This window comes from Paenibacillus woosongensis, assembly GCF_009725165.1.
Lineage (GTDB): Bacteria > Bacillota > Bacilli > Paenibacillales > Paenibacillaceae > Fontibacillus > Fontibacillus woosongensis.
On the sequence record NZ_WNZW01000001.1, the window covers coordinates 1,154,793 to 1,179,167 of the forward strand.

The following is a 24,375-nucleotide window of genomic DNA, read 5'->3' on the forward strand; positions in this document are numbered from 1 at the left end:
ATCGCTAGAATTTCAAAGAGCAATTAATCCGCGAATTACCCTCGTCCACGTCCAAATAGATCATTTTGCTGACTCTGCTTTGTTCTCATGGCTATTCTTAAATTGTATTCGATATTTCGAATATAATAAGGCGATTTACCGCTAGATGATACAATAAATATGAATTTTCATATATATTTACAGATTTTCTCTTCTTAAGCGAGTTTATATATGAATATTCGAGTACTTTCATTTACTTCAATTTCAATCGAAGTATTTCTACTAAAGTAAATACAAGGAGAATTGCTCCATTAGTTATGTTTATTTTTTGTGAATTTCCTCCGTTTGAAATAGAGTAAAGGGGAAGAATGGATGCTTCTATTTCCAAAACTTGCGGTTCATTTTCAGAAGTAAGTGGTTTGCACCAATTCTAGAAGGGTAGTTACTCAAGTTGTTTTCATTTTATAATCTCCGTAAACTTATTATCATCGAGAACGTTTTCCCTAGTTGCGATCCCACCGTCACTCACTCTAGTTCTGCGGGTAACAGGATTATGTTTTCCAGTTGTTGGAGAGGCATTCCTCCCTTTGTGTAAATGGAGTGAAGCCCAAGCCCTTTACAATAGAGGCTGGGTTTTATCCTGCACCAAAAAAGATGCACAATGGCATCTTTTTTTGGAATAAAAAATAAAGCGTGCGGGATAATCCCAAGCGACCTATGGCGACAGAGAAGCCAGATGATCTTGAAATTGGTTGAACGAATCGTCTTTTCTCTGGAGTAAGAAGCGGGAATGCAATTTCGATCAGGCCGATAAAGCAGCATGATTCGTCGTTCGATTTCCACCTAAAAGATACGGTTCCTTACAGGAACAGACCAGCGACCGTAGCCGACAGCACGCTGACCAGCGTTGCCCCATACAGCAAGCGGAGACCGAAGCGGGCAACCGTATTCCCCTGCTCTTCATGCAGCCCCTTCACAGCCCCGGAAATGATGCCGATCGACGAAAAGTTCGCGAACGAGACCAAGAAGACGGATACGATACCAATCGTCCGTGCAGATAATGCGCCTTCCTTTGTCATGGTCGACAGATCAAGCATCGCCACGAATTCATTGGCCACCATTTTCGTTGCCATAATGTTGCCGGCTTCGACGGCTTCCTTCCAGGGCACGCCCATAAGGAAGGCGAACGGCGAAAAAATATAACCCAAAATTTGCTGGAACGTAATACCGAACAAACTCCCGAACAAGCCGTTAATCAAGGCAATCAGGGCGACAAAGCCGATCAGCATCGCGGCAACCGTAATCGCCACCCTGAACCCGTCCATAATATATTCGCCCAACATCTCGAAGAACGATTGTCTACGCTCTTTCTGAACCTCGAGAATGTCCTCTTCCTTCGATACTCTATACGGATTCAGAATCGATGCGATAATAAAACCGCCAAACAGGTTCAGTACAAGCGCTGTGACGACATATCTTGGCTCGATCATCGTCATGTAAGCCCCGACGATGGACATGGAGACCGTCGACATAGCGGAAGCGCACAGCGTATACAGACGACGCTCTGGCAGCAACCCAATCTGTTTTTTCACAGAAATAAATACTTCAGATTGCCCCAAAATCGCTGAAGCAACCGCATTATACGATTCCAGCTTGCCCATGCCGTTTACCTTGCTAAGCGCAAGTCCGATATATCTGATAATAAACGGTAAGATCTTCAGATATTGCAAAATGCCTATCAGCGCTGAAATTACCACAATCGGCATCAGAACCATCAGAAAAAACTGTGAGGTCGTGCCCTCATTCATGATTCCGCCGAACACAAAATTAACCCCTTCTGCCGCGTACGCCAGCAGCGCTTCGAACACAGAAGTAAATCCCCGGATCAATGTCTCGCCGAGCGTCGTGTTCAATAACAAAAAGGCCAGGACAATCTGCAAAATAATCATTTGCACTAGCGGCCGATAGCGGATACGGCTCCGGTCATTACTCGCAAAATAGGTCATTGCGAATACGGCCACCAGACCGGCAATAGCAATTATATATTTCATCTCAAGTCCTCCTTGCTCTGCTTCTGAGCCATTTCGTATGCTTACTAATTTATTGAAAGATGCCCGTACAAATACGCTTACAGCGTATTAAAGATGCTAGTGCCATGGGGCGGCAGCAACAATCTGCGGTCGTGCTCTCTACCGTATTATTAGCTTGTCCATTATTTCCATATTCGATCAGTCAAATCGTCTAGACCTATAGCTACTCATCCATTCCTCCCCCGCTCCAGCAGCTGGAATTTGATTATTCATTCAATAATCTTATGAGGGTTTTCCCGAAAAAATCCCCACCGCAGATATAAAAACCATTACCCTTCCCCATACCTACTTAGACAGTTAATATGTCAAAATATAGAATGGATAATACATTGATTTCCTTCACTCAAAAAAATAAAAAGAACGCCAAGCTAAAGGCGTCCCTAAATTAACTATATATAAGTACTTTCATGGTCTTCGGTTTGTCGCGCCCCTCTAAACACTTGAGCTTATCTTGAACGCCGTTTAAATCCAGCCCGTTTCTGCAACTGAACAATCAGTTCATCCACTCTTCTGCTCTGATCTTGCAGCGCGTCGTTTTCGTGGAGCGGAACTCCATCCGCTAAAGATTCGTTCCCTAGCTGATTTAACTTCTGTTTTTCCACTTCAAATAATTCAGTCCACTCTTTCATCCATTCATCTCCTTATTAAAATCAAGACGATGATTATAGTTGAACAATTTGTGTTAACTCTTAGTTGCTATTATGAAGGAGTTTAAGGGTATCTTCTGTAGGACTTTGAGCAAAAAACGATCTAAAGACGCTCAGATTCGCTGCCGAGCGCCTTTATTGTTCTATTGGATATCAACATATATTGTTTTCTCGCTTACTCGCTGCGGACTACGCGGAAGCCCTGATCCGGGCCGATGCCATTGGCCTCAAATTTGCCCCGGAAAGATATCTCATTGTTCCTGACGTCGCCGATCCAGCCGCCGCCTTTCACAACCCGAAAAGCGCCGCTTTTACTATCTAACTCTTCGCCGTACCAGTCCCAGCACCATTCCCTTACATTACCTGACATATCAAAAAGCCCTAGCTCGTTGGGTTTCTTGGCACCGACGGACTTTGTGGTATTACGGTTGCTCTCGATCTTAGGCCAGTTCCAATCTCCGGTTAAGTATTCATCCCCGGCGTTTTTCCAATACCATGCTACTTCATCTGCATCATTGTTTCCGCTATAGGTGTAGCCCTTGCTTTCCTGGCCCCCGCTTGCTGCGTATTCCCACTCAGCTTCTGTCGGCAATCGGTAACCATTGGCTCCTTCATTGATTGTTACTGTCCATTTTAAATTATCGTGCTCGCTCTCATTATTCCGATCTTTTTTATTCTTGTTGATATTGTAGTATGGCTTTAAGCCTTCTTTGATACTACGCTGATTGCAGTACTCGACAGCGTCGTACCAGCTTACGGTCTCTACCGGCAAATCATCGCCCTGGAATCCTGAGGGATTGCTTCCCATAACCTCCAACCATTCTTTCTGAGTTACCTCATATTTGCTGATATAAAAGTTAGATAGAGTTATATTTTTTCCGTAGTAATTGGATTTTTTATTCATGATCGTTCCGCCCTGGACGAACACAAGATTATCATTCTTTACAGGTGTTCCGCTTTGTGCAGATTTGTCCTGTGAACATGCGCTGACAACAAATATATTGGCCATTAATAGAAATATTAATAGTTTTCTCATGGATATATCTCCTTCAGAGTACGTATGTTAGTTCTAAGAAAAGTCATATTTCAGCAGTACGTAGGTAAGTATCCTGTGTTGAAATATATAAGGCCGCCGGTTGAGGGTCCGGCGGTCCTTAACAATATTCAATGATAAGAAGACATTCTCAATATTCTGGAAATTAGGCGCTTACTAGTTTTTAATTTGTTACTACACCGGTACTACCACACCGTTACGTTAGAGCTACCGCTGCTTTGATATCCTTCCGTTGCTAGCACCTGGTAAGACCAGTTGCTTCCCAGATTCATTCCGTATCTCTTCCATGCGTTAACATGGTTGCTAAAAGTGATAGCGACGTTGCTTCCGGTCGGTCTCTTCGACTGTCTGACACTCCAGAACTGCTGGAAGGTTTGCGTACCGTCAATGGAAGGCGCATTGTATCGCATAGTCGTGTATACATCGTATGTGCCCCCATCGCTAGTCACGGTGCCTTTATACGTTCCGGTAGGCCGATAAGTTCCCCAGCTATCTACAACGTAGTATTCGATGAGCGCGTTTCTTGTCCATCCATACAGCGTCAAATAGCCATTGCCGGACGGGGCCCAAACACCGGCATTGTAGTTGATTACCCTGTTCGGCGATCCCGTATTCCAGCCTTTGCCGACAACAAAATTCCCGGTGTTATACCAAGTGACACTGTAATTTCCGCCAGAGCCATTGACCGCATTTACTGTTCCACCGCCATCGGTCCAATTTTGCCAATAGTCCGTCGCAGCGTTGGAGATTGCTGCAAACATCCCAAAACTCATAGATGCTGCAAGAATAGCCGTCAACATTTTCTTTTTGAACTTAAACATCATACCTACCTCCCAAAATATTTTTTGTCACTACTTACCTACACACTACTTGTCCGTTGTTTCTCCTTGCCGAACATCACTTGTCTGTGTCCCCAATTCTGCTAAACTTCTTACCATCACCTCCCAACTTAGTAAATTATAGAATGTAAGCGTATACATAACTACCATGAAATTAAAGGTTTATCCTTACTTTTTTTACATATTTTAAGATGAATGAAAAAGAGACTATCATCAGCCTAGAAATACATAACAGCATATAGTAAAAAATCATTATAATTAAAAATTATGTTTGATACAGATTGTAGATATGTTAATGTGGGTGGTAATAAAATCCAGGGGGCGCTTGTTATGAGTAAACTAATGATGGCAAAGGGCAATTTTATGAAGGGGGACTCGCATATCCAGCCCGTTAAACTGCGAAATTCCCTACTCTGAGAGGGGTATTTATTTTGAGCCAATCATCAACAGAAATTCTCATTCGTAATTTCGAAAATAGAGACATGCCTTTGCTTGGCGAGTTGTATCAATCCGTAATAGCAAATGAAAACGCAATATTTTGGTGGGTCGGAGACGAAGATAATTGGGGTAATGTTTATTGTGCATTTGAAGATGGAAAGATGATTGCAAAGGGGCAAGTTAGCATTATTAACGTCGTACCTCCCGGTCGCTCAACAGAAAACAATCACTCCATATACATCAATCTGAAAACCATTCCCGAAAGAGAAAATGACATTGATCTGCTCGACAACGTCTATCAGTATCTTTACATAAGAGCAAATCAATTAAAAGAAACATTGCCTCAAGAGTATGGAACAATCCTCTGTGTTGGTAATGATTCAGCAGAAATTGCAAACAATCAATTTTTTATCCAAAAAGGATACCTTCATCTGAATAGTTTATATGGCATGAATCGAGATTTGAATGAACCGATTCCTGAATTAAAGCTACAAGAAGAGTTTCAATTCTCATTCTGGAAGATGGAGACATCTGACGAAGAAAAAGATTACCTTGATATAGATGCTGAAATTTGGCCTGACACTCCAATAGGTCTTAATCGGCTATCTGAAAACAAAAATAACAAACTATGGACATCCATGGTCATTCGTCAAAAAGACGCAATTGTTGGCGGGTTGATGGCCTGGCAAGGAGCAGACCATGGTGTGATTGAGGATGTTTTCGTCCGCGAACCCTGGAGAAAGCGTGGCATTGCCAAGTATTTGCTTACACAAGCTTTGAAATATCTCAAAGCTAATCAGCTGCAATCCGCTAGCCTTATGGTATTAACTACGAATAAATCCGCCTTGGCTTTATACGAATCGGTTGGCTTCTGCGCGGATAAAGAAGAAGTAAGGTACTTTACAGAGCTAAATTAGGCAGCCAAAGAAGAGGGGTTCTCTGCCCCTCTTCTCCCAGCGATGAGGTCTCGCACCATCGTTGTCAACTGACCGACTAGCATTCCTAACTGGATTACAGTCCCCGTCGACAATCGGTTGTCCCCCCTCCTCGTAACTATTAATTCACTTTGAAAATATAAATCCCCCCGTTAGTCCATATAGATTATTCCACTGACTCACGCAGTTTTTTCGTTGCTCTTGTGAAAATATACTTGATATTTCGAACATAATAAGTCTAATGACCGCTAAACAGTCGAACAAGTATGAATTTTCATATATATTTCCAGATTTTCTCCTCTTGAGCGAATTTATATCTGAATATTCGAATAGATTTAGGTACACAGGCATTTGCGAAGCATGAAAAAGCACCCATTCGGGTGCCTCTCATTTCATGTATCTTTTAATTTTGATAATTAATAAACAACCTGTAAGTAGTCTCTAATCCCGGCCAGCCGAAACTTCCGTTATGCCCCTTTACTCTGATATATGCAGTTGTTCCTGGCTGTACCCAAAAACCGCACATATCTGTTTTCCCTTGCCCTTGATCGATCGCTTCTATGCTAGTTTCCACTCCATTGGATCTGGTATAGAAGGCCGCAATGTCATAGTTTATATAAATATCATTTTCTAGGGTTAGTATTACAAGCCTTGAGTAGTCACTGTCGTTATAAATTTTAAACCAATCCTCATCATCATAACGATTTGTGTAAGAACTATATGCAAAACCACTGTGAGCCCACATCGCAGTTTCTCTCGTATCATTTTCACCTTTAATAGCAAAAGCGCTTTGCGATACGGTGAGCATCAAGGCAACAGCAAGGATGACTGAAAACATCTTTTTAAATTTCAATTTTTCTTCCACCCTTCAACAATTTTAAATCGGCCGATTCAACTCTATTATATCGCTTGCTAACTTAAAATGAACGCGACGAATATACCATATAATTATATAATTAGTTTTATTTGGTACTTTGTCACAATTACCGCAACATCCGTGTCCTTCCTTCCAATCCAATATAAATAACTCCCTGATCAACTTAGTGGCCATAAAAAAAGCACCCGGAGGGTGCTTAAACTTATGAATTACAAGTTGTAATTATACACTTCAAACTCAAAGTCGTATTGCATCATAGCATAATTAATTGAATCTACTTTAAAATACACTGTTGCTCCAGGCGGAATGAGAATATTATCTATGAATTGCGCGTTTCCTGGCCCGTAGTTGTTAGCATACAAAATAAACGAACTTCTGCTTGGACTATAAACGATGTGGATACCTAAACGATATTCTGCAGCCTTATTACTCGGAGAGAAATAGCCACCTATAAATTTATAATCTCCCGTTGTATTCGTCCACTTAAACCAATCTTCATCATTACTGTCAGATAGAAACAGATTAAAGGCTGTACCAGGGAAAAGTGTAATTGCTGTTTCTTTCGTATCACCGATCCCTGTTACGGCACCAACGGGCGACGAAAATGTAAGTAATAGCACGGATGTAAAGAGAACGGTTAACATCTTTTTAAGCTTCATGTTCATCCATCCTTTACAGTTTATTCAGATTACGAGATTCGACTCTATTATATCGCTTGCTAACTGTAAATGGATGCGCCCAAATTACCATATATTAGATTTATTACCCTTACTTACTATTTTATCTTGCCTTTCAACCATCTCTTATGCTACATATTTTGCAGGTACTGCTGTAGCGTGATTATATATGGACAACTACAAACGTTTATCGGCGTGTATCCATGATTGCCGTTGTCGAAGAATCGTTTTATCGATGCAAACCACACAATCAGTTAAGTTGCTCCAAGCGTCTACTGTATGTCGAATTTGCATTATTTATTGTTGCTCTGTTATTTCAGCTTGTAAGTTAACTTGATGGACGCTAGTTACATTGACATGGTAAAATAGACCTATCATTTGCATAGAGGTATGAACTATGAGGATATCCCATAATTTTCCGGCTTTTATGATCAATAACACTCTACAAAAAAATGTAAAAGCGAGTTCGAGTAGTCTAGAGAAGCTTTCTTCGGGATTGCGCATCAATAAAGCTTCTGATGATGCTGCAGGATTGGCAATTTCCGAAAAAATGAGGGCACAAATTAGAGGTTTAAACCAAGCCTCTAGAAATGTTCAGGATGGAATTTCACTTGTTCAAACCGCAGATGGCGGCTTGCAGGAGATAACTGATATTTTACAAAGACAAAGGGAACTGGTCATTCAAGGCTTGAATGATACCCTTACCGATGAAGATCGGCGTAAGATTGACTTGGAGTTACATCAACTTACTGATGAAATCGAGAGCCTTTCAAATAAAACTCAATTTAATACGATTAACTTATTAGCAAGAGATGATTATAGGGTATTGGCTGATCGTTCAAGCAGTAACAGTGATTTTTTGGTAAGTGACCCGCCACCAGTCACTTCAATAAACACAAGTATCGTATACAAACCACGAGGAACACCCGAAGAAGCAAGGCATATGATCAGTAGTTCCGATACATCTGAAACGACGCATACATTCACAAATACGAACAGTATTACACCCATTATCTCACCAGATGGAACAGAAGGATTTAACGAATATAATGTTGACACTCTTACAACAACAAAGACAGACACAAATATTACTGTTTATGAATCGTTGACAGCTGTAGATGACCCTGAATATTCTAAACCTGTCTACGTGTATTCAGTGGGTATGAATAAAACTAGTTTCGGACCAAAAAATTTTAACGATGGATATGGTACATTGTTCGAAAATATCGAAGTTAACGGAAGCTCGAGAGAAGTTGTATATACATCTCGTAGTAACCCAGGGAGTGATCCTGCCTTCGATTATATGGTGTTTCATGGTACAAATTTAGCGATTATGAGATACAGGACTATATTAGCTGATAACTCGATGGAAATTAAATATGTAATCAATAATAGAGATTCATTCGATTCTAATATTAATCTAAGTAATAGTATTAATCCGCCAACAAATTCAGTTATCACGGATGCCGGTGGAAGTCCAATGGCTAATGGCAATATCATAATAAATCCACCATCAGGCAGTTCATTTAACATGACGGGAACAGAGGCTAACGCTGGTATTCAGTTTGATGACTCGCTTGGTTTATCTCCAACGGAGCTTTCAATAAATAATCCGGCAGCAGGGCAGCCCCAAATAAATTTTGATTGGCAGCTAACAGTGCCTAGTGGATCAAGTGTAACCTTAGGTTTCAAATATGGCCCGTTTTCATTAAATTATGATGTGTTTGAACTAACGCACGAAACTGTTGAAACTAAACATATAGAAACCACAGTGAATACAGACATAACGGATATAGACTATCTACCACCAAAGCTTATCATTCAAGCAGGAGCTAACGAAGGCGAGACTATTGTTATCCCTCTGTTCAATGTAGGTACGCAGTGGTTGGGTATTCAGAATATAGGATTATCGCCACCATCAATACCTGAGCAAGCATTAGCCAAAGTAGATGGAGCAATCGAAAAAGTTTTGCACTATCGAGCGGCGTATGGTGCATTGCAAAACCGTATAGAGCACACATTAAAAAACGTGGATAATTCCGCTGAAAATCAAATCTCAGCCGAATCACGTATTCGTGATGCAGACATGGCCAAGGAAATTTTGAATCTGACAAAATCCAATATGTTAACACAAGCTGCCCAAGCCATATTGACCCAAGCAAATCAGAATCCTCAGGCCGTGTTGCAATTACTTAAACAATGATATTATAGAGAAGCTACCTGAGGGTAGGTTCTATTTGAAAAAACACCACTTCAATAAGATAGCCTCCAGATTTACTTCGAGGACATGAAAAAAAGCACCCTGGCAGGTGCTTTTCATATAAATGTTATATTAGTCTAGCTCGTGATTTACAACAAATAGCCAGTAAACTATCGATGGATCAATGAAAACTTTTGCTTCAACTCTTACATAAAGCGTCGCACCAGCAGGGACATAAATATGAGAAATACCCCTTCCGTCATAAGCATAAAAGATATCTGTACTGCGCCCATCTTTATAAACAAGTTCATGTCCGATTTGGTACTTACTTTGACTGCTATTATCGAACACGACAAGGGCAGTACTTATAAACTTATCTGTACCGGTGTTGTTTGTCCATTTGTACCAATCGACATCGTTACTACTCGAAAGTGACATAGACATGGATTCATTCCCAGCTGCCTTTGGTTGAACCGAAAACGCTTGTGCCTTAGTATCAGCGAACCCAACAGCAGCATTTGCAGCCGACGAAAATGTAAGTAATAGCACGGTTGTAAAGAGAACGGTTAACATCTTTTTAAACTTCATGTTCATCCATCCTTTACAGTTTATTCAGATTACGAGATTCGACTCTATTATATCGCTTGCTAACTGTAAATGGATGCGACAAAACTACCATATATTAGAATAATTTGATTTGTTTGGAGAGCATCTGTCGTATGACTTGAAACATGAGGGCATCGATGTTCTGATCGTATGGCTTGGAGGAACGAAGACAGAGTTCAAGAAGTTGCAGGCATCAGTAAGCTTCTGCCCATGAAGTTGAAGTTATGGCTATTCGCCTACGTTATCCGCACAGGTCAACTTTAACCATTTCGCTGTCCATGTATCTGCATGCAGCATCTCTTCTGGTACGCCTTCGAATATAATATGTCCGCCTTGTTTTCCTCCTCCTGGACCCAGTTCGATGACCCAGTCGCTCGCCGCTATAAAGTCTAGATTATGTTCGATGATGATCACGGAATTACCTCTGTTTACAAGCGTTTGAAATACGTCTAGCAGTCTTCCATTATCTTTCGTATGCAGTCCTAAGGATGGCTCGTCCAGTAAGTAGATTTGGCCTTCCTTTTGCAAGTGGCTGGCGAGTTTTAGACGTTGGATTTCTCCTCCGCTTAGCGAGCTTGTCGTCTGCCCTAGGGTCAGATACCCTAATCCTACGTCTTTTAGCGTGCTCACTCTTTTGATGATCTTGGACATTTGAAAATAGGTCATCGCCTCATCGACCGTTAAACCTAAAATTTCTACAATATTTTTATCTTGATACCGGTATGACAGCGCCTCGTCTGAATATCTGGTACCGGCACATGCTTCACAGGGGATGGTCACCGGATCTGCAAATGCAACGTCTGGCGTGATCACTCCTTTTCCCCCGCAGACGGGACATGCTCCTAAGGAATTAAAGCTGAATAAACCGGCTGGTTGTCCTGTTTCCTTCGAAAATATGGAGCGGATATCATCCATGATTCCCATATAGGTAGCTAATGTCGAACGGCTAGAAACTCCTATACTGCCTTGCCCTACCATGATCGTTTCTGGATAACTTTCCGCGAACGCTTCCAGCATTAAGGAGCTTTTACCTGATCCAGATACTCCACATATAGCGACCAGGACATTTTTAGGAATATTTACGCTTATATTTTTTAAGTTATTCTGACTTGCATTTTTTATTATAAAATGACCTTTGATATCTCTAGGGTTTTTGTTTATGTTGAGGCTGTAGTTGAGGTTGGTTGCAGCAGGAGAATTGTATAGTCCTTCTAATTTTCCTTGATAGACTACTTCTCCTCCATGTACACCTGCTCCCGGCCCCATCTCTATAATTTCATCCGCTGCTTTGATTACGGATAGATCATGCTCAATGACGATGACCGTATTATGTTGTTCTTTTATACTTTGCAGCATCTGTATTAACATATCCACTTCTTCTGGATGAAGTCCTGCACTGGGTTCGTCGAATATATATGTGATATTGTTCAGACTGCTCCCTAAATGACGAGCGATTTTTACTCTTTGCGCTTCGCCGCCGGACAGAGTGCCCATTTTTCTGGAAAGGCTCAAATAACCTAATCCCATGTCCGCGAGTTGTTGGATCAATGGAATCGCTTGGAGCGCAATCGATTCCCCCATAGGGCCGCTGATGTTCTTTAGTTCCTCGAGTAATTCTGTCAGCTCTAATTGGTCGTATTCTGCTATATTTAAACCGTTTATTTTACATTCCAGCACCTTGGGGTTCAGGCCTGAACCATGACAGGTTGGGCACATTGCATGCGTGGATACAGCCAAGACGTCATCTTGGGACACTTCTTTGAGCTTAGTGATATCCCTATTAATATAGAGCCGTGTAAATCTGGGCAATAACCCGTCCCATTCATGGGGTTGAGGACCGTTCTTCGTGTGGAACGGCGCAAAGACTTTCTCCCCTTCCGGGGGACCATACAGCAGCAGGCGACGCTCTTCTTCGGAGTAGTCCTTAATGGGTTTATCCGGATCGAATAATCCGCCGGTCATCATCCATCTGCCTTGCCAGCCGGACGGTGATAATGGCTTAAATTTCACGGCATAATCTCGAAGCGACTTATCGTAATCGATCATCTTATTTATGTCGGGTGCAATGACCTCCCCGAATCCGCCACATTGCGGACATCTGCCAAAGGAGCTTTGACTTGAAAAATCACTAGCAGAACCTATAGCCGGCTTTCCTATTCTGGAGAACAAAAGTCTAATCAATGGATGGATATCCATAAAGGTTCCGACGGTTGAGCGGGAATTGCCCCCTATAGGCCTTTGTTCCACAACGACAACCGGGCTTAAGTTTTGCATCAGATCGGCTTGAGGTCTTTCATATCTTGGCATTTGATTTCTGACATAGAGGGGATAGTTCAAGGTCATTTGTCTTCTGCTTTCCGTTGCTAAGGTATCAAATACAACAGAGCTCTTGCCTGAGCCTGAAAGACCCGTAAATACGATGACTTTTTCTTTGGGTATGTTTAAATCTATATTTTTCAGATTATTTTCTTTAAGTCCTCTTAAAATAATCTCATCTTTTATTTCTGACATTTTACCATCCCTTCTATGCAGTAATTATTTCACCCATTGTCCTACTGATCAGGATTCACTTCCACATTCTTTTCAAAGCTATCGAGCAGTGCACGCACTTCATCCGTTGACTTGGTGCTCATCATTTGATGCCTTAATTCACTAGCTCCGCGGAAGCCTTTGACATATACCTTGAAGAAGCGCTGAAGCCCTGACATGGCACGTGGCAGCTCTTCGATATATTGATCATGAAGATCAAGATGCAGCTTTAGAAGGTCCAGGTATTCCTTCGGGCTATGCTCTCTGGGTTCTTGTTCAAAAGCGAACGGATTGCTGAATATTCCCCGCCCAATCATAACGCCATCTACACCGTATTGCTCCGCAAGCTTTAGCCCTGTTTCACGGTCAGGAATATCTCCGTTAATGGTGAGAAGGGTATTTGGCGCCACTTCATCACGTAATGCTTTAATTTCTGGAATCAGCTCCCAATGCGCATCCACTTGGCTCATTTCCTTTCTTGTTCGCAAGTGAATAGAAAGGTTCGCAATATCCTGTTTTAATATATGTGTTAGCCACCCCTGCCACTCGTCGATCTCCTCGTACCCAAGTCTTGTTTTTACACTTACAGGCAGTCCCCCCGCTTTGGCGGCTTGGATAATTTCTGCTGCAACATCTGGGCGAAGAATAAGGCCGCTCCCCTTTCCTCTCGATGCCACATTGGGAACAGGGCAGCCCATATTGATATCTATTCCTTTAAACCCCATCTCTGCCATCCCGATACTCATTTGCCGGAAATAGTCGGGCTTATCTCCCCAAATATGGGCGACAATAGGTTGTTCATCTTCTGTAAACATCAAACGTCCACGCACACTTTTGTGCCCATCGGGGTGACAGTAACTCTCCGTGTTTGTAAACTCTGTAAAAAAAACATCAGGTCTGCCTGCTTTGCTCACCACATGACGAAACACAACATCGGTCACATCTTCCATTGGAGCAAGTACAAAAAAGGGCCGTGGCAGATCACTCCAAAAATTGTTCATCAAATCAAACTCAAATCCTTTCATTATATAGAAACGACATCAAACTCTCGTTCATTATTCTTAAGTCAACTGCTCCACATCTTTTACACTTATAACATGCCTCATCACTTATGATCAACCAGAAGTGCTTAGGGATATTACAAATGAAAAAAATTTGCTGGATGCCGGCGGATTGTTTCTTATGGAATGTATTTTTTAACATTGACTCGATCTCAACTTATCGTTTATAGTACCTACGTGCTTCAATGCGAAAAAGCCTAAAAGCATAAAAGTAAAGGACGGATGGGGACACATGTCTTCAACCGCTAACCTCATATATAAGGAGCTCCAGCATTATGGAACGACAGCTTAGTTTTTTACAAAGTATGATTCTTATCGTTTTCATTCTTGCATTTCTGTTTATTTCGATCTTTATATTCAAGGCAGAGCCTCATATCCCGCTTCTGGGCGCAACGATCGGCACTGCCGCCATTTTACACTTATACGGGGTTTCTTGGAGGAAGCTTGAATCCTCTATCATTCAAGGCATACAATCCGCTATTATGCCGATCTTGATTCTTTCGCTTATTGGAATATTAATTGCCGTTTGGATGATGAGTGGAACCGTGCCGACCATACTGTATTATGGACTGGATTATATTGAACCGCATTATTTTGCAGTGAGCGCGTTATATGTCACCATCATTGTATCGATGTTCACCGGCAGCTCGTTCACCACAGTCAGCACGGTCGGTGTGGCCTTGATGGGCATTGCCATGACAACGGGAATTTCACTACCCCTGGCAGCGGGGGCCATTGTCTCAGGCGCCTGTTTTGGGGATAAAATGTCTCCGCTGTCCGATACGACGAATTTTGCACCTGCAGTGGCCGGCATCTCATTATTTACACATATTCGTAATATGATGTATACAACGGTGCCCGCGTTAATTATCACAACGATATTATTTCTTCTGATCCCGACAACCGGGTCTATGGATTTGAGCTCTATTCAGTCCATCAAGGAATCATTGCAAAATGGGTTTCATCTTCACTGGTTAACGCTGCTGTCACCCCTTGCGGTCATTGCATGTTCCGCAAGGCGTATACCGATCCTTCCCACATTAATAGTAGGCATTGTTACTGGACTTTTGATAACGGCATTTGTTCAACAGCAAGCCTCAATAGGCAGCTGGTTCAATGTGATGCAGGGCGGTTACAAGAATGCCATCGTGAATGAGACTATAGCTGAGATCGTGAACCGAGGCGGCCTGCAATCGATGATGTGGTCGGTGTCCCTGATCCTGATTGCTTTATCATTAGGCGGATTGCTGCAGCACTGTGGAGTCATCGAAGCCTTGTTCCGTAAATGGATTGAGCCGCTAAAACGGCGCAGCAGCATTGTTCTTATGACCGGCGCATCATCGATCGCCGTTAACGGCATGACAGGGGAGCAGTATTTATCTATTCTGCTGCCGGGCCAAATGTTTAAGGATGAGTATACCCGTAGACAAATTCCGGCCAAAACCCTGTCACGAACCTTGGAGGATTGCGGAACACTCGTCAACCCTCTGATTCCATGGGGCGTCAGCGGAGCTTTTTTCGCTGCGACCCTTGGAGTTCCGGTGCTTGAATATGCCCCATTCGCTGCATTCTTGTGGTTAAGTCCGATATTCACTTTCGGCTTTGCCTTGATTCCGCAATTACAGCGGAACTCGCTGGGTGAAAGTAAGTGATACCAATCCCTTTCTCCCGCCTAGGATGCTGGAAATTCAATCGTGACGCAGATAAGTTCCTTGATCAAGTACTTCCAATAAAACTGCCCCCTGCTGGAGCAGAGTAAAAAGAAAGAGGGTGCTTTAATCACAAGCCCCTCCTTCTTTTTACTGATTTAATTGTCCTTCTGTTCAGGTATTCATTCCACAATACCTGATTTAAAGCTCTCTATAAGCTGGCTGCATGAACTCCGGAGTGGATTGCTCCACCGGAGGTTCAACATATGGCGACTGAACTGACACTTGTGTTTGATCTTGCAATGGCATTGTCGGCCGTGCTTGCTGATAGGGCTCATCTACAAACATGATTCTGCGCTGAATTTGCATGAGCCCATTCACGACGCGAAGCGCGATCCAAAAAAGTACAACTCCTACGCCTACGTAAAACATATATTGCTGATTATAGGTCCAATCGATATGGAAATAACTGAACAAACTATGTTCCAAAATATCCAGCTGCATTTCATTCATCAAAATGATATGCACGACGGGAAGGGCAATAAATCCAAGTCCTAGTGAAATCACAGTTACCATAATAACAAAGAATACAATGCCTGTTACAAATCTCATGATTACGAGCAGCAGATTTCGAATAAATAGCCCACCGTCAAAAGCTCTCACCATTCGCATAAACCAGTTCTGCCCGGCATTAGACTGTGGACTATAGTTATACGAAGCAGGAGGAGCCGGTAAACCTAAAATTTGTCTAATCATGCTTTGTTCAAATTTCACAATCCCATCCAACAGCTTAACTACTCCAAAAAACAAAGGTATCCCGATAAATATTGGAGTTAAAGCGATTGAAAGAGCGAGCCCCGTTATCGCTACTGTTAAATAGATAATTCCTAACGGGAGAGAGAGCAATAAATAGAGGATCGTTGCATAGGTTTTTGGATTAAAAAGCACCCAATTTACTTTACCTGTCGGCATTTTGGCATTCACTTCGGTTGCCTTCATATCAAACACTTCCTTTGATTCATAAGTTCACGTTCTAAGTTATGAATCCTATTATAACCGCCTTATCCGGCTGTCATAACCGTCTTAGGGAGTGTCTGAACCCCGCCTTTAGCCTAGGATCTAATTGTAAGAGGCCTGCCCGCGCTTTAAATCTTCGGCTTGGCCATCAAGTAGTATCGAAATCATTTCCTTAATCGGACTTACAATGATCATGAAATCTCATGTTATCAAATCTGGACAATTTCAGAAGCAGTCTTTTAATAATTCGAAAAGGTGCAGTCAAATCGCTCGGACCGACTGTACCTCTTCCTTTATTTTGGAAATTTTTTAAGGGTTCTCGTAGTTTTTCAACGGCATTCCTACATACTCTCGGAAGGAACGGATCCGATCCTCTTCGAACTCGAAGACGATGGAAAGCTCATTGTGGTGAGGTCTGCCGTTCAGCAATCCTTCTGCGCGAAAAACGACCATTCCGTAGCTCTCATTCTCCAGCTCGATCAGCGGAGTGAGGCGCATCTGAAATAAGGATCGCTCAAGCCTGATTAACTCCTCGAACCGTTCGCCTCCTTGCTGCTTCTGATTCCACCCTTCCAGCGGGAGCGGAACGAAGAAATGAAAATCGTCCGTCACCTTTTTAAGGAAATCAGCCGTATGCCCAGTTTCTAAAGCACGCCGAAAAGCATCAAACGCTTCGTGGTTAGTTGTCATGATAACAGGCCTCCCAATTTTTTTCTGCTTTATGCACCCGAGTGCAGAGTCTTCATTTGATGAGCTTGAGCTGGCTTGATATAACTCCAAGGTGAAGCGCTTCATGAATCAATGCGAAATTAAATAATTCGCCGGCTGTAACGAATTGGAACGGCCCCATTTCAAACGGCGATATCAGCCTCTGTTCGAGCATTTCGGATGTCAGTTCTGAAAAACGGGAAAGCTGCTCTGTTAACATTGCGATCAATTCGTCCTTCGTTGGAGGTGTTAACGTCCAATTCGAAGGTTTTGTTCCGGAGTTGAACAGTATCTCGTATTGAGCCGGAATGGCCGATTGCGAACTGAAGCTAAGCGAAGCGAATTTATCCAACCAATAAACCATATGACCGACATTCCAGCGAACCGTATTGTGGAAGCCCTCCGGCTGGATATCCATCTGTGACTCCGATACGTCCTGAAGCTGGCCGATGACGATCTGACGCAGCACTTTCCCCGTATTGATAATGGATTGTGTCATTCTTGAATCCTCCTCATATTTGATTTGTTCTTTTCATACCCAAATCTTACCTTTAGACACTTCATGCAACAATCACGAGATTCCGATATAATTGATCGGTTTGAGTAATGATAAATTAGAAATTGTTGGAATTGTGGCTGGTTGTTATAATGATTGAGTGAGATCGATAATCGAAAGGGGCATCGAGCGTTGGAACTGCGACAGCTTGAATACTTTGCTGCGATTTGTAAGGAGATGCACTTCTCCAGGGCGGCCGAAAATCTTTGTACCACACAGTCGAATCTGAGTCAGCAGATCAAGTTTTTGGAGAGCGAGCTTGGGCTCCCACTATTCGATCGTATCGGAAAGCGGATTGCGTTAACCGATGCAGGAAAAATCCTGCTTGAGCATAGTCAGAGCATCTTTGAACACGTTGATTATGCGAAAAGAGCAATATCGGATCTAAAGAAGATGGAAGGCGGTATGCTGGATATCGGCATTTTGCCGGGAGACGGGGATTTGCTGTTTGACGCTTTACTTATCGATTTCCATAAAAATTATCCTAAGCTATCGATAAGCGTAACGGAGACCATGGATGTCTACGAACAGGTTCTTAACGGCATAAGAGATCTCGGAGTTACTACGGTGCCAGTTAAGCCTGATGAGCGCATTTCAATTATTCCCTTGTTTCACGAGGAATTTGCCTTGGCGATCCGATCGGATCACCCTCTTGCGAAGTCAAAGACGATTCCGTTCGATCAGCTGCAGCAGCTAAGGATGGTCATGTTCGGGGCTGAACATCAGATGACGAAGGTCATTCAATCGTACTGTCATGAGAGAGGAATTGTAATTGACACGCCGATTGTAACTTCAACCTTATCGACGCTTCTGTCTCTGGTCAATCAAGGAATAGGAGCTTCTATTCTTCCCCGAATGCTGCTAGATTATATGAACCCAGAGAATATCGTTGCCGTAAAGCTGCTTAATCCTACACCTAGTCAAGACATATGTATCATATATCGTACGGACAAATTCATGGGGCAGGCAGCGAAGTTATTTATTCAAGAATTGCAGTCTTTCCTTCAGAGCGTTATGAATCATACCGGTCGCTCGTTAGGTTAAAATGCACCGCCTTATTGCGGTCATAGTTAAATTCATGAAGCAACATTAATTCAACAAAAAAGAGGGGTTCTCCACCCCTCTTTGCTATTTCCGCCAATACATCTCCGATTTATAAAACCGTTGTTAGCCCCAAATCATCTTAATAACCCATTAGACGTCCATTATCATTCCATTGACCATACATTTTGTTGTCTCTCGTGTTTGTTATAAATTTGTCTAGTCTGCTCCTGAATAACTCTGGCTGATTCCTAACACTTTGAATCGTGTCGATCCGAACCCTTCTATATAGGTCCGGAAATGTCATGAAATGATCGTATACTTGCTTTTCCTCCGTTAGCCTGTGCATGATATCTTCATCAATTCTAAAAGAATGGTGATCCAGATCGGGAAGAATCCTTCTTCCTTCGTCTGTCATTAAGCCGAGCTTTTCGAGGCGACGAGCACGTTCCTTATTTAATTCAGTCCATGAACTTTTTTTACTTCTAGGAGACAGCCTCTGAGCCGTCCCCGTTTCGGAAATTTTCTTCTTAACTCCATCGATCCATCCAAAGCACAACGCTTCCTCGACCGCGTCCACATAGAACATTCGATCAAAGGTCTGCGTCATTCGAACCAAGACCCAGCAAGACTTTTCAGTCTTTCCATTTTCCTGCAGCCAAATCCTAAGCTCTTCTCTCGATGTTGCCAGAATCAGATTTTCAATTACCATGGTTGGAAATCACTTGGTCAAGGAACTTATCCGCGTCACGATTAAATTTCCAGCAGACTCCGAACTTATCCACCAACATGCCAAAGCATGAAGACCAAGGGGTATGAGATAACGGCATGATCACATAACCGCCAACAGATAAATGCGTAAAGTACTCTTCTAATTCTTGTTTATTTTCGTTGACTAAACTAATCCATACATTGTTTCCCTTCATCAGTTCACCGGTTACGTTCTTCATGGAAGGCAGCAGATCCGACATCATGATCTTCCCATCCGCGAATTCGATGGAAGACTCCATGATCATATTCAGCTCATTTTCTGGCAGCGGATAGTTCGGATCTTGCGGGAAATCCTTAAACTTTACTTTTTTCACTTCAGTTGCATGTAATGCCTCCGAATAAAATGCAATCGCTTGTTCTGCAACACCATCAAAGTTCAAATAGGCAATAGCTGACATCAAGCAAAACCTCCTTCTTGAGATACCTGTAGTATAATAAATAATAGGTGACAGCTTAGCGTCACCATTCCGAAAATTAACTAAAAAAGAGGTCTACCATGGACAAAGTTGAGAGACTGATATCGATCATCATGATACTGCTTAAAAAAGAGGTTGTTTCAACAAAAGAATTCACCCAATTATTCCATGTATCCAAAAGAACGATTCTTCGCGATATGGAAACGCTGAGTCTAGCCAATATCCCGATTTATTCTGTCCATGGAGTGAATGGCGGCTACGGTATTATGGAAGAATACAAGGTTGATAAACGTCTATTAAACAACTCCGATTTGGAAAATATTTTGACTGCACTTGGCGGATTGGAACAAATTCTCATTAGCGAAGAAGTGGAAATGACGATAAAAAAAATAGAAGCAATGGTTAGCCCATTGCCACTGAATCGTTCCATTCAACTGTCATTTTATAATTGGGAAGGTCGATCCGAAATTCTTGAAACCTTAAAGACATGTCAAGAATCCATTTTGAAGAGAAGGCTCGTTTCATTTGATTATATCGATAAGAATGGTATCGTGACGAATAGAATGGTGGAGCCCTATGAGCTTCATTTCAGCGAAATGAGCTGGTACTTGAAAGGATTCTGTTTACATCGTCAGGGATACCGAACGTTTAAGTTATCCCGGATCGATCATTTTATGATGGATGAAAGAACGTTTCACACTAGAGGTGATTGGTCAGAACAAAAACGCGAATCAAGCTATCAGCCTCAACTCGTCGCGATTAAGGCCTTGATATCCCCTAGCATTAAAGATCAATTCATTGAAAGGTACGGTCGGAAGTGTATTGACAACTATAGTTCTGAATTTCTTCTAGCAACTATTCATGTCCCTCAAAACACGACGGGATTTCAATTTTTAGCAAGTTTCGGTACGAATTTAAGGATCATCGAGCCCAGAACATATGTTGAAGACTTTCGAAATTATTTAGATAAAATGATGAATCAATACAACGAACGATAGAATGGTTAAGAAAATAATCATTACTGTATCTTTAAAAGAATCCTTAACGCGAATATGTGAAAGAATGCCGCCTACACCAGTAATAGCGAATATAAGCGCACCTGCCGTTGCAAATGTTGAGGCCCAATATCCAACAATTAAAAGTGCTGCCCCTGCTAATTCAACAATCCCTGTTACAAATCGAAACCATTGGGGCAATCTCAAATGATTAAATGCTTCCACATGCATTTTGCTACCCGTAACTTTTCCAAATCCTGCAAATAGAAACATGACTGCAAGGATTCCTTGAAAAATATAAGTTAATATTTCCACGACACGTCTCACTTCCTTCTTCTATTTCATGTTACTGTACGTTACTTAGATAAAGCCCTGCGTACCATTGGTGCTACTTTATTCGCTAGTAGATCCATTGCTTTTTCTACCCGAGATAATGGCTGACCACCCAGATCGAATTGTCCCATGAAGCGTGAATGACCGAATAGCTCATGCTGATGCAGGATTTTCTCTGCTAATTCTTCTGCACTACCGACTGCCAATATTTGTCCTGCTGCTCTCTGAGGCATCAATTCCTCTTCCGTCGTACGAAAGTGTTGACCACGCTTCTTTAAAAAGTATCCGAAATATTGATTATAGTGCGAAACAAATTCGGTAATCGCTTGTTCTCCAGTTTGCGCAATATACGAATGCCCCGTCACTGAAACCCTTAGCTTGCTTAAATCATGACCTGCTTCTCTTGCAGCTTGCCAATAAAGGTCTACTAATGGCTTGCTGGATTCTGGACGACCGCTTAGCAAGGCAAGTGCCATATTTACTCCGAGTCTTCCTGCACGAACGGCACTTGCAGGTGTGCCTCCCACCCCAATCCAAAGGGGAAGTTTCTTCTGAACGGGTCGGGGTGCTATTTGTGCATTTTGAAGAGAAGAACGAAATTTCCCTTGCCAGCTAACCACTTCCTGTTCTTGCAATTTCATAAACAGATGCAGCTTTTCATCAAACAATTCATCATAGTCATCTAGACTTTCTCCAAAGAGAGAGAATGATTCTAAAAATGCCCCACGTCCTACAATAATTTCAGTTCGTCCGTTAGATAATAAATCAAGCGTTGCGAAATCTTCGTAGACACGTACTGGATCCGCTGTGCTAATAACGGATAGGGTACTGGTTAGTTTAATATTTTTAGTTTCGCGTGCAATTGCTGCGAGCAGCATGGCATAAGAAGATGTTACAAAATCCAGACGATGATGTTCGCCTACACCAAATATATCGAGGCCTGCTTCATCCGCCATTTTTGCCATTTGAATAATTGCTTCGACTCTGGATTGTGCGTTAGGGCTATTTCCACTTGCATCAGGTATTCGTTCTCCTAATGAATATACTCCGAATTCAAATTCGGCCATTATCTTACCTCCTAGTTAATTTTAAATAATGTGCTTCCGATTCATGATTTTTCCCACCTAACAACTTTCGCTTATGCAACACTTGTAGTAAAATCAATATAACAACTTGAATAACTACAAGCAATCGACAGTATTCCAGATCTATCGCTTAACCAACATAATGGTAAAAATGTCTAAAAAGCAGGTGGGAATGTTATGGAAAAACAAATCGACCCCCGTATTCTTCGCACTCGTAAGCTCATTATGGACGCATTTATTGAGTTAACTAAGAAAAAAGATTTTAATGACATCACAATCGGGAATATTACATCTGCCGCAACGGTTAACCGCGCAACATTTTATAATCATTTTATTGACAAATATGACTTGCTTGAAAAAGTGTTAAGTGAAAGCGTGATGAGAGAAGTCCTTCAAGAAGTAAGTATGCATGAGGTCATTAACGAAGAGACGATAACGTCGATTTTTATCTCGATTATTAAGTTTCACACATCGGTTGGTAACCAGTGTCAGCGAAGTTATGAAGCTTTTACACCCCAAATAGAAACGATCTTTAAAAAGGAACTCCAAGCCTTTTTTTCTGAGTGGGCGCAAAGACAATGGTCTAACCAAAATCGATTAGAAATCGAGACTTTTGCGGTGATGTTAAGCTGGTCACTTTATGGGGCTGCAATGTATTGGATGCAAAATCGCACGACAAATCCAGAAGATTACGTAAAGCAAATATTGCATAACATAAAACTAGATTAATGTGGATGAAGAAACATCCATAGCTTAATGCTAGGTCGGTATACGATAATCCCTACAGACTAAAAGCCCTGACCGTGATTGTCAGGGCTTTAGCCTTTATTAGAACCGTAAGTGATGCATTATTTACGACAGTTGCTGGTGCCTTTCAATTCAAACCACATCGGGTCACCCGAGGGGACGCCTTTACTTTATATTGTTCAGGCAGGTACTGCTTGAGAAGCAACCACCTTTAACTGGCAGATTAATTCAATAGAGAGTCTAGCATCTCTTCTGAAATTAGGTTAATATTGGGAGAATTACTTATAAGGAGAGATGCGGATGTCGGATATACAGGCGATTGTATTAGACTTGGACGGAACATTGCTCGGAAGTGACAAATCCATATCAACTAGAAATTATCAGACTGTTAAAAAATGTTATGATTCTGGGATTCATATTATTGTTGCCACGGCGCGACCGCCTAGAGCTGCTGATCAATTTGTAAAGGATTTACCTTTTATAGACTACTTGGTTTATTACAATGGTGCTCTAACAATATGCAAGTCTAAGCAAATTCAGCGGCACATTAGTATCCGTATGGAGATTAGCCAACAGCTCAACAATTTCATCGAGTTACACGCACCTCAATCGATAATTAACTACGAGGTCAATGACTCATGCTATACGTGTACACCAATTCCTGACTCGCAACTAAGTCATTTCGGTATCCGTTCAAATGATCCTAAACCCCTGGTTGTTGATAAGGGTTTTATTAGTTCACTATCCCCAACCAAAATATTGGTTCATGGTTACAGCACATGGATGGATATTATCGAGCAATTCGGTGATCATGTGAACGTAATTGCAACTGATGGAGGAGTATTGGTTCAAATCATGCAAAAATCAGTCTCAAAAGAAGAAGCCGTTCAATGGGTGCTTGATGATATCGGGGTGAAGTCAGAAAATGTAATGGTATTCGGGGATGACTTTAACGATTTAGGACTATTCCATAAGTGCGCATTTCCGATTGCTATGGAGAACGCGATAATTGAGCTGAAAAACTGTGCAAAACACATTACCAAATCAAATGATCATGATGGTGTTGCTGCTGCTCTTGAGAAATTTCTGCTGTGAATCACAAGCTGCTAGGAGACGTGTGATAAA

The 24,375-nt window shown here is 41.9% G+C and carries 23 protein-coding genes; 7 read left to right on the plus strand and 16 right to left on the minus strand.

Annotated elements, in window-relative coordinates; all coding sequences use genetic code 11:
* Window positions 1-839: 839 nt before the first annotated feature.
* From GNP95_RS05415 to GNP95_RS05430, 4 genes are all read right to left on the minus strand, one after another.
* A complete protein-coding gene (locus GNP95_RS05415) occupies window positions 840-2,030 on the minus strand; it encodes a NupC/NupG family nucleoside CNT transporter (RefSeq protein ID WP_155609816.1) in 1,191 nt (396 codons plus the stop codon).
* Window positions 2,031-2,515: 485 nt separating this feature from the next.
* Entirely contained in the window at window positions 2,516-2,698 is a 183-nt protein-coding gene (locus GNP95_RS05420) for an aspartyl-phosphate phosphatase Spo0E family protein (protein ID WP_155609817.1), read from the minus strand.
* Between the two features lie 193 nt (window positions 2,699-2,891).
* Complete coding sequence (locus GNP95_RS05425) at window positions 2,892-3,752, minus strand: formylglycine-generating enzyme family protein (protein WP_155609818.1); 861 nt, start codon at window positions 3,750-3,752, stop codon at window positions 2,892-2,894.
* Between the two features lie 203 nt (window positions 3,753-3,955).
* The gene (locus tag GNP95_RS05430) at window positions 3,956-4,591 is read right to left on the minus strand and encodes a glycoside hydrolase family 11 protein (protein ID WP_155609819.1); all 636 of its coding nucleotides are present in this window, start codon (window positions 4,589-4,591) and stop codon (window positions 3,956-3,958) included.
* A 449-nt stretch (window positions 4,592-5,040) separates the two neighbouring features.
* On the opposite strand from GNP95_RS05430, the gene GNP95_RS05435 reads away from it, so the two are divergent.
* Complete coding sequence (locus GNP95_RS05435) at window positions 5,041-5,964, plus strand: GNAT family N-acetyltransferase (protein WP_230873666.1); 924 nt, start codon at window positions 5,041-5,043, stop codon at window positions 5,962-5,964.
* 421 nt (window positions 5,965-6,385) lie between these two features.
* Here GNP95_RS05435 and GNP95_RS05440 read toward each other — a convergent pair whose 3' ends face one another.
* Together GNP95_RS05440 and GNP95_RS05445 are read right to left on the minus strand one after the other, a co-directional pair.
* Window positions 6,386-6,847 (minus strand): hypothetical protein, encoded by a 462-nt coding sequence (locus tag GNP95_RS05440; RefSeq protein ID WP_155609820.1) that lies wholly within the window; start codon window positions 6,845-6,847, stop codon window positions 6,386-6,388.
* 221 nt (window positions 6,848-7,068) lie between these two features.
* On the minus strand, window positions 7,069-7,518 hold the full coding sequence (locus GNP95_RS05445; protein WP_155609821.1) for a hypothetical protein: 450 nt from the start codon (window positions 7,516-7,518) through the stop codon (window positions 7,069-7,071).
* Window positions 7,519-7,933: 415 nt separating this feature from the next.
* On the opposite strand from GNP95_RS05445, the gene GNP95_RS26565 reads away from it, so the two are divergent.
* Complete coding sequence (locus tag GNP95_RS26565; RefSeq protein WP_155609822.1) at window positions 7,934-9,739, plus strand: flagellin N-terminal helical domain-containing protein; 1,806 nt, start codon at window positions 7,934-7,936, stop codon at window positions 9,737-9,739.
* 129 nt (window positions 9,740-9,868) lie between these two features.
* On the opposite strand, the gene GNP95_RS05455 is transcribed toward GNP95_RS26565, so the two are convergent.
* The 3 genes from GNP95_RS05455 to GNP95_RS05465 all read right to left on the minus strand — a co-directional run bounded on the left by GNP95_RS05455 (window position 9,869) and on the right by GNP95_RS05465 (window position 13,896).
* A complete protein-coding gene (locus tag GNP95_RS05455; RefSeq protein ID WP_155609823.1) occupies window positions 9,869-10,324 on the minus strand; it encodes a hypothetical protein in 456 nt (151 codons plus the stop codon).
* A gap of 246 nt (window positions 10,325-10,570) precedes the next feature.
* Window positions 10,571-12,853, minus strand: coding sequence for an ATP-binding cassette domain-containing protein (locus tag GNP95_RS05460; RefSeq protein ID WP_155609824.1), 2,283 nt, complete (start codon window positions 12,851-12,853; stop codon window positions 10,571-10,573).
* Window positions 12,854-12,894: 41 nt separating this feature from the next.
* Window positions 12,895-13,896, minus strand: coding sequence for a tRNA dihydrouridine synthase (locus GNP95_RS05465; protein WP_155609825.1), 1,002 nt, complete (start codon window positions 13,894-13,896; stop codon window positions 12,895-12,897).
* Window positions 13,897-14,207: 311 nt separating this feature from the next.
* Here GNP95_RS05465 and nhaC point away from each other — a divergent pair, with 311 nt between their 5' ends.
* Window positions 14,208-15,584 (plus strand): Na+/H+ antiporter NhaC, encoded by a 1,377-nt coding sequence (nhaC, locus tag GNP95_RS05470; RefSeq protein ID WP_155609826.1) that lies wholly within the window; start codon window positions 14,208-14,210, stop codon window positions 15,582-15,584.
* Window positions 15,585-15,782: 198 nt separating this feature from the next.
* Here nhaC and GNP95_RS05475 read toward each other — a convergent pair whose 3' ends face one another.
* The 3 genes from GNP95_RS05475 to GNP95_RS05485 form a co-directional block, all read right to left on the minus strand.
* Window positions 15,783-16,580: a sensor domain-containing protein gene (locus GNP95_RS05475; RefSeq protein WP_155609827.1), complete on the minus strand. Its 798-nt coding sequence runs from the start codon at window positions 16,578-16,580 to the stop codon at window positions 15,783-15,785.
* Window positions 16,581-16,907: 327 nt separating this feature from the next.
* Window positions 16,908-17,288 (minus strand): nuclear transport factor 2 family protein, encoded by a 381-nt coding sequence (locus GNP95_RS05480; RefSeq protein WP_155609828.1) that lies wholly within the window; start codon window positions 17,286-17,288, stop codon window positions 16,908-16,910.
* Window positions 17,289-17,340: 52 nt separating this feature from the next.
* Window positions 17,341-17,805 carry a DinB family protein gene (locus GNP95_RS05485; RefSeq protein ID WP_155609829.1) on the minus strand — a complete coding sequence of 155 codons (465 nt, stop codon included), beginning with the start codon at window positions 17,803-17,805 and terminating at the stop codon, window positions 17,341-17,343.
* A 189-nt stretch (window positions 17,806-17,994) separates the two neighbouring features.
* Between GNP95_RS05485 and GNP95_RS05490 the strand changes: the two genes are divergently transcribed.
* Window positions 17,995-18,906: a LysR family transcriptional regulator gene (locus GNP95_RS05490; protein ID WP_155609830.1), complete on the plus strand. Its 912-nt coding sequence runs from the start codon at window positions 17,995-17,997 to the stop codon at window positions 18,904-18,906.
* Between the two features lie 139 nt (window positions 18,907-19,045).
* On the opposite strand, the gene GNP95_RS05495 is transcribed toward GNP95_RS05490, so the two are convergent.
* A complete protein-coding gene (locus GNP95_RS05495) occupies window positions 19,046-19,615 on the minus strand; it encodes a YdeI/OmpD-associated family protein (RefSeq protein ID WP_155609831.1) in 570 nt (189 codons plus the stop codon).
* The gene (locus GNP95_RS05500; protein ID WP_155609832.1) at window positions 19,605-20,072 is read right to left on the minus strand and encodes a VOC family protein; all 468 of its coding nucleotides are present in this window, start codon (window positions 20,070-20,072) and stop codon (window positions 19,605-19,607) included. Before GNP95_RS05500 ends, GNP95_RS05495 begins: the two co-directional genes overlap by 11 nt.
* A gap of 98 nt (window positions 20,073-20,170) precedes the next feature.
* Here GNP95_RS05500 and GNP95_RS05505 point away from each other — a divergent pair, with 98 nt between their 5' ends.
* Complete coding sequence (locus GNP95_RS05505) at window positions 20,171-21,088, plus strand: helix-turn-helix transcriptional regulator (RefSeq protein WP_155609833.1); 918 nt, start codon at window positions 20,171-20,173, stop codon at window positions 21,086-21,088.
* On the opposite strand, the gene GNP95_RS05510 is transcribed toward GNP95_RS05505, so the two are convergent.
* Both GNP95_RS05510 and GNP95_RS05515 read right to left on the minus strand, forming a co-directional pair.
* A complete protein-coding gene (locus tag GNP95_RS05510) occupies window positions 21,053-21,400 on the minus strand; it encodes a DoxX family protein (RefSeq protein ID WP_330163268.1) in 348 nt (115 codons plus the stop codon). The genes GNP95_RS05505 and GNP95_RS05510 overlap by 36 nt on opposite strands.
* Window positions 21,401-21,441: 41 nt before the next feature.
* On the minus strand, window positions 21,442-22,485 hold the full coding sequence (locus GNP95_RS05515) for an LLM class flavin-dependent oxidoreductase (RefSeq protein WP_155609834.1): 1,044 nt from the start codon (window positions 22,483-22,485) through the stop codon (window positions 21,442-21,444).
* Between the two features lie 195 nt (window positions 22,486-22,680).
* Here GNP95_RS05515 and GNP95_RS05520 point away from each other — a divergent pair, with 195 nt between their 5' ends.
* Together GNP95_RS05520 and GNP95_RS05525 are read left to right on the plus strand one after the other, a co-directional pair.
* A complete protein-coding gene (locus GNP95_RS05520) occupies window positions 22,681-23,232 on the plus strand; it encodes a TetR/AcrR family transcriptional regulator (RefSeq protein WP_155609835.1) in 552 nt (183 codons plus the stop codon).
* A 318-nt stretch (window positions 23,233-23,550) separates the two neighbouring features.
* Window positions 23,551-24,345 carry a Cof-type HAD-IIB family hydrolase gene (locus GNP95_RS05525; RefSeq protein WP_196427077.1) on the plus strand — a complete coding sequence of 265 codons (795 nt, stop codon included), beginning with the start codon at window positions 23,551-23,553 and terminating at the stop codon, window positions 24,343-24,345.
* Window positions 24,346-24,375: the final 30 nt, after the last annotated feature.

Excerpts from the sequence above, each read along its gene's own strand:
- GNP95_RS05525 (WP_196427077.1), top strand. The coding sequence starts at position 23,551 with ATGTCGGATATACAGGCGATTGTATTAGACTTGGACGGAACATTGCTC.
- GNP95_RS05505 (WP_155609833.1), top strand. The coding sequence starts at position 20,171 with ATGGACAAAGTTGAGAGACTGATATCGATCATCATGATACTGCTTAAA.
- GNP95_RS05480 (WP_155609828.1), bottom strand. The coding sequence starts at position 17,288 with ATGACAACTAACCACGAAGCGTTTGATGCTTTTCGGCGTGCTTTAGAA.
- GNP95_RS05515 (WP_155609834.1), bottom strand. The coding sequence starts at position 22,485 with ATGGCCGAATTTGAATTCGGAGTATATTCATTAGGAGAACGAATACCT.
- nhaC (WP_155609826.1), top strand. The coding sequence starts at position 14,208 with ATGGAACGACAGCTTAGTTTTTTACAAAGTATGATTCTTATCGTTTTC.
- GNP95_RS05460 (WP_155609824.1), bottom strand. The coding sequence starts at position 12,853 with ATGTCAGAAATAAAAGATGAGATTATTTTAAGAGGACTTAAAGAAAAT.
- GNP95_RS05475 (WP_155609827.1), bottom strand. The coding sequence starts at position 16,580 with ATGAAGGCAACCGAAGTGAATGCCAAAATGCCGACAGGTAAAGTAAAT.
- GNP95_RS05420 (WP_155609817.1), bottom strand. The coding sequence starts at position 2,698 with ATGAAAGAGTGGACTGAATTATTTGAAGTGGAAAAACAGAAGTTAAAT.
- GNP95_RS05445 (WP_155609821.1), bottom strand. The coding sequence starts at position 7,518 with ATGAAGCTTAAAAAGATGTTAACCGTTCTCTTTACATCCGTGCTATTA.
- GNP95_RS26565 (WP_155609822.1), top strand. The coding sequence starts at position 7,934 with ATGAGGATATCCCATAATTTTCCGGCTTTTATGATCAATAACACTCTA.
- GNP95_RS05495 (WP_155609831.1), bottom strand. The coding sequence starts at position 19,615 with ATGGTAATTGAAAATCTGATTCTGGCAACATCGAGAGAAGAGCTTAGG.
- GNP95_RS05485 (WP_155609829.1), bottom strand. The coding sequence starts at position 17,805 with ATGACACAATCCATTATCAATACGGGGAAAGTGCTGCGTCAGATCGTC.
- GNP95_RS05415 (WP_155609816.1), bottom strand. The coding sequence starts at position 2,030 with ATGAAATATATAATTGCTATTGCCGGTCTGGTGGCCGTATTCGCAATG.
- GNP95_RS05500 (WP_155609832.1), bottom strand. The coding sequence starts at position 20,072 with ATGTCAGCTATTGCCTATTTGAACTTTGATGGTGTTGCAGAACAAGCG.
- GNP95_RS05425 (WP_155609818.1), bottom strand. The coding sequence starts at position 3,752 with ATGAGAAAACTATTAATATTTCTATTAATGGCCAATATATTTGTTGTC.
- GNP95_RS05520 (WP_155609835.1), top strand. The coding sequence starts at position 22,681 with ATGGAAAAACAAATCGACCCCCGTATTCTTCGCACTCGTAAGCTCATT.
- GNP95_RS05465 (WP_155609825.1), bottom strand. The coding sequence starts at position 13,896 with ATGAAAGGATTTGAGTTTGATTTGATGAACAATTTTTGGAGTGATCTG.
- GNP95_RS05430 (WP_155609819.1), bottom strand. The coding sequence starts at position 4,591 with ATGTTTAAGTTCAAAAAGAAAATGTTGACGGCTATTCTTGCAGCATCT.
- GNP95_RS05455 (WP_155609823.1), bottom strand. The coding sequence starts at position 10,324 with ATGAAGTTTAAAAAGATGTTAACCGTTCTCTTTACAACCGTGCTATTA.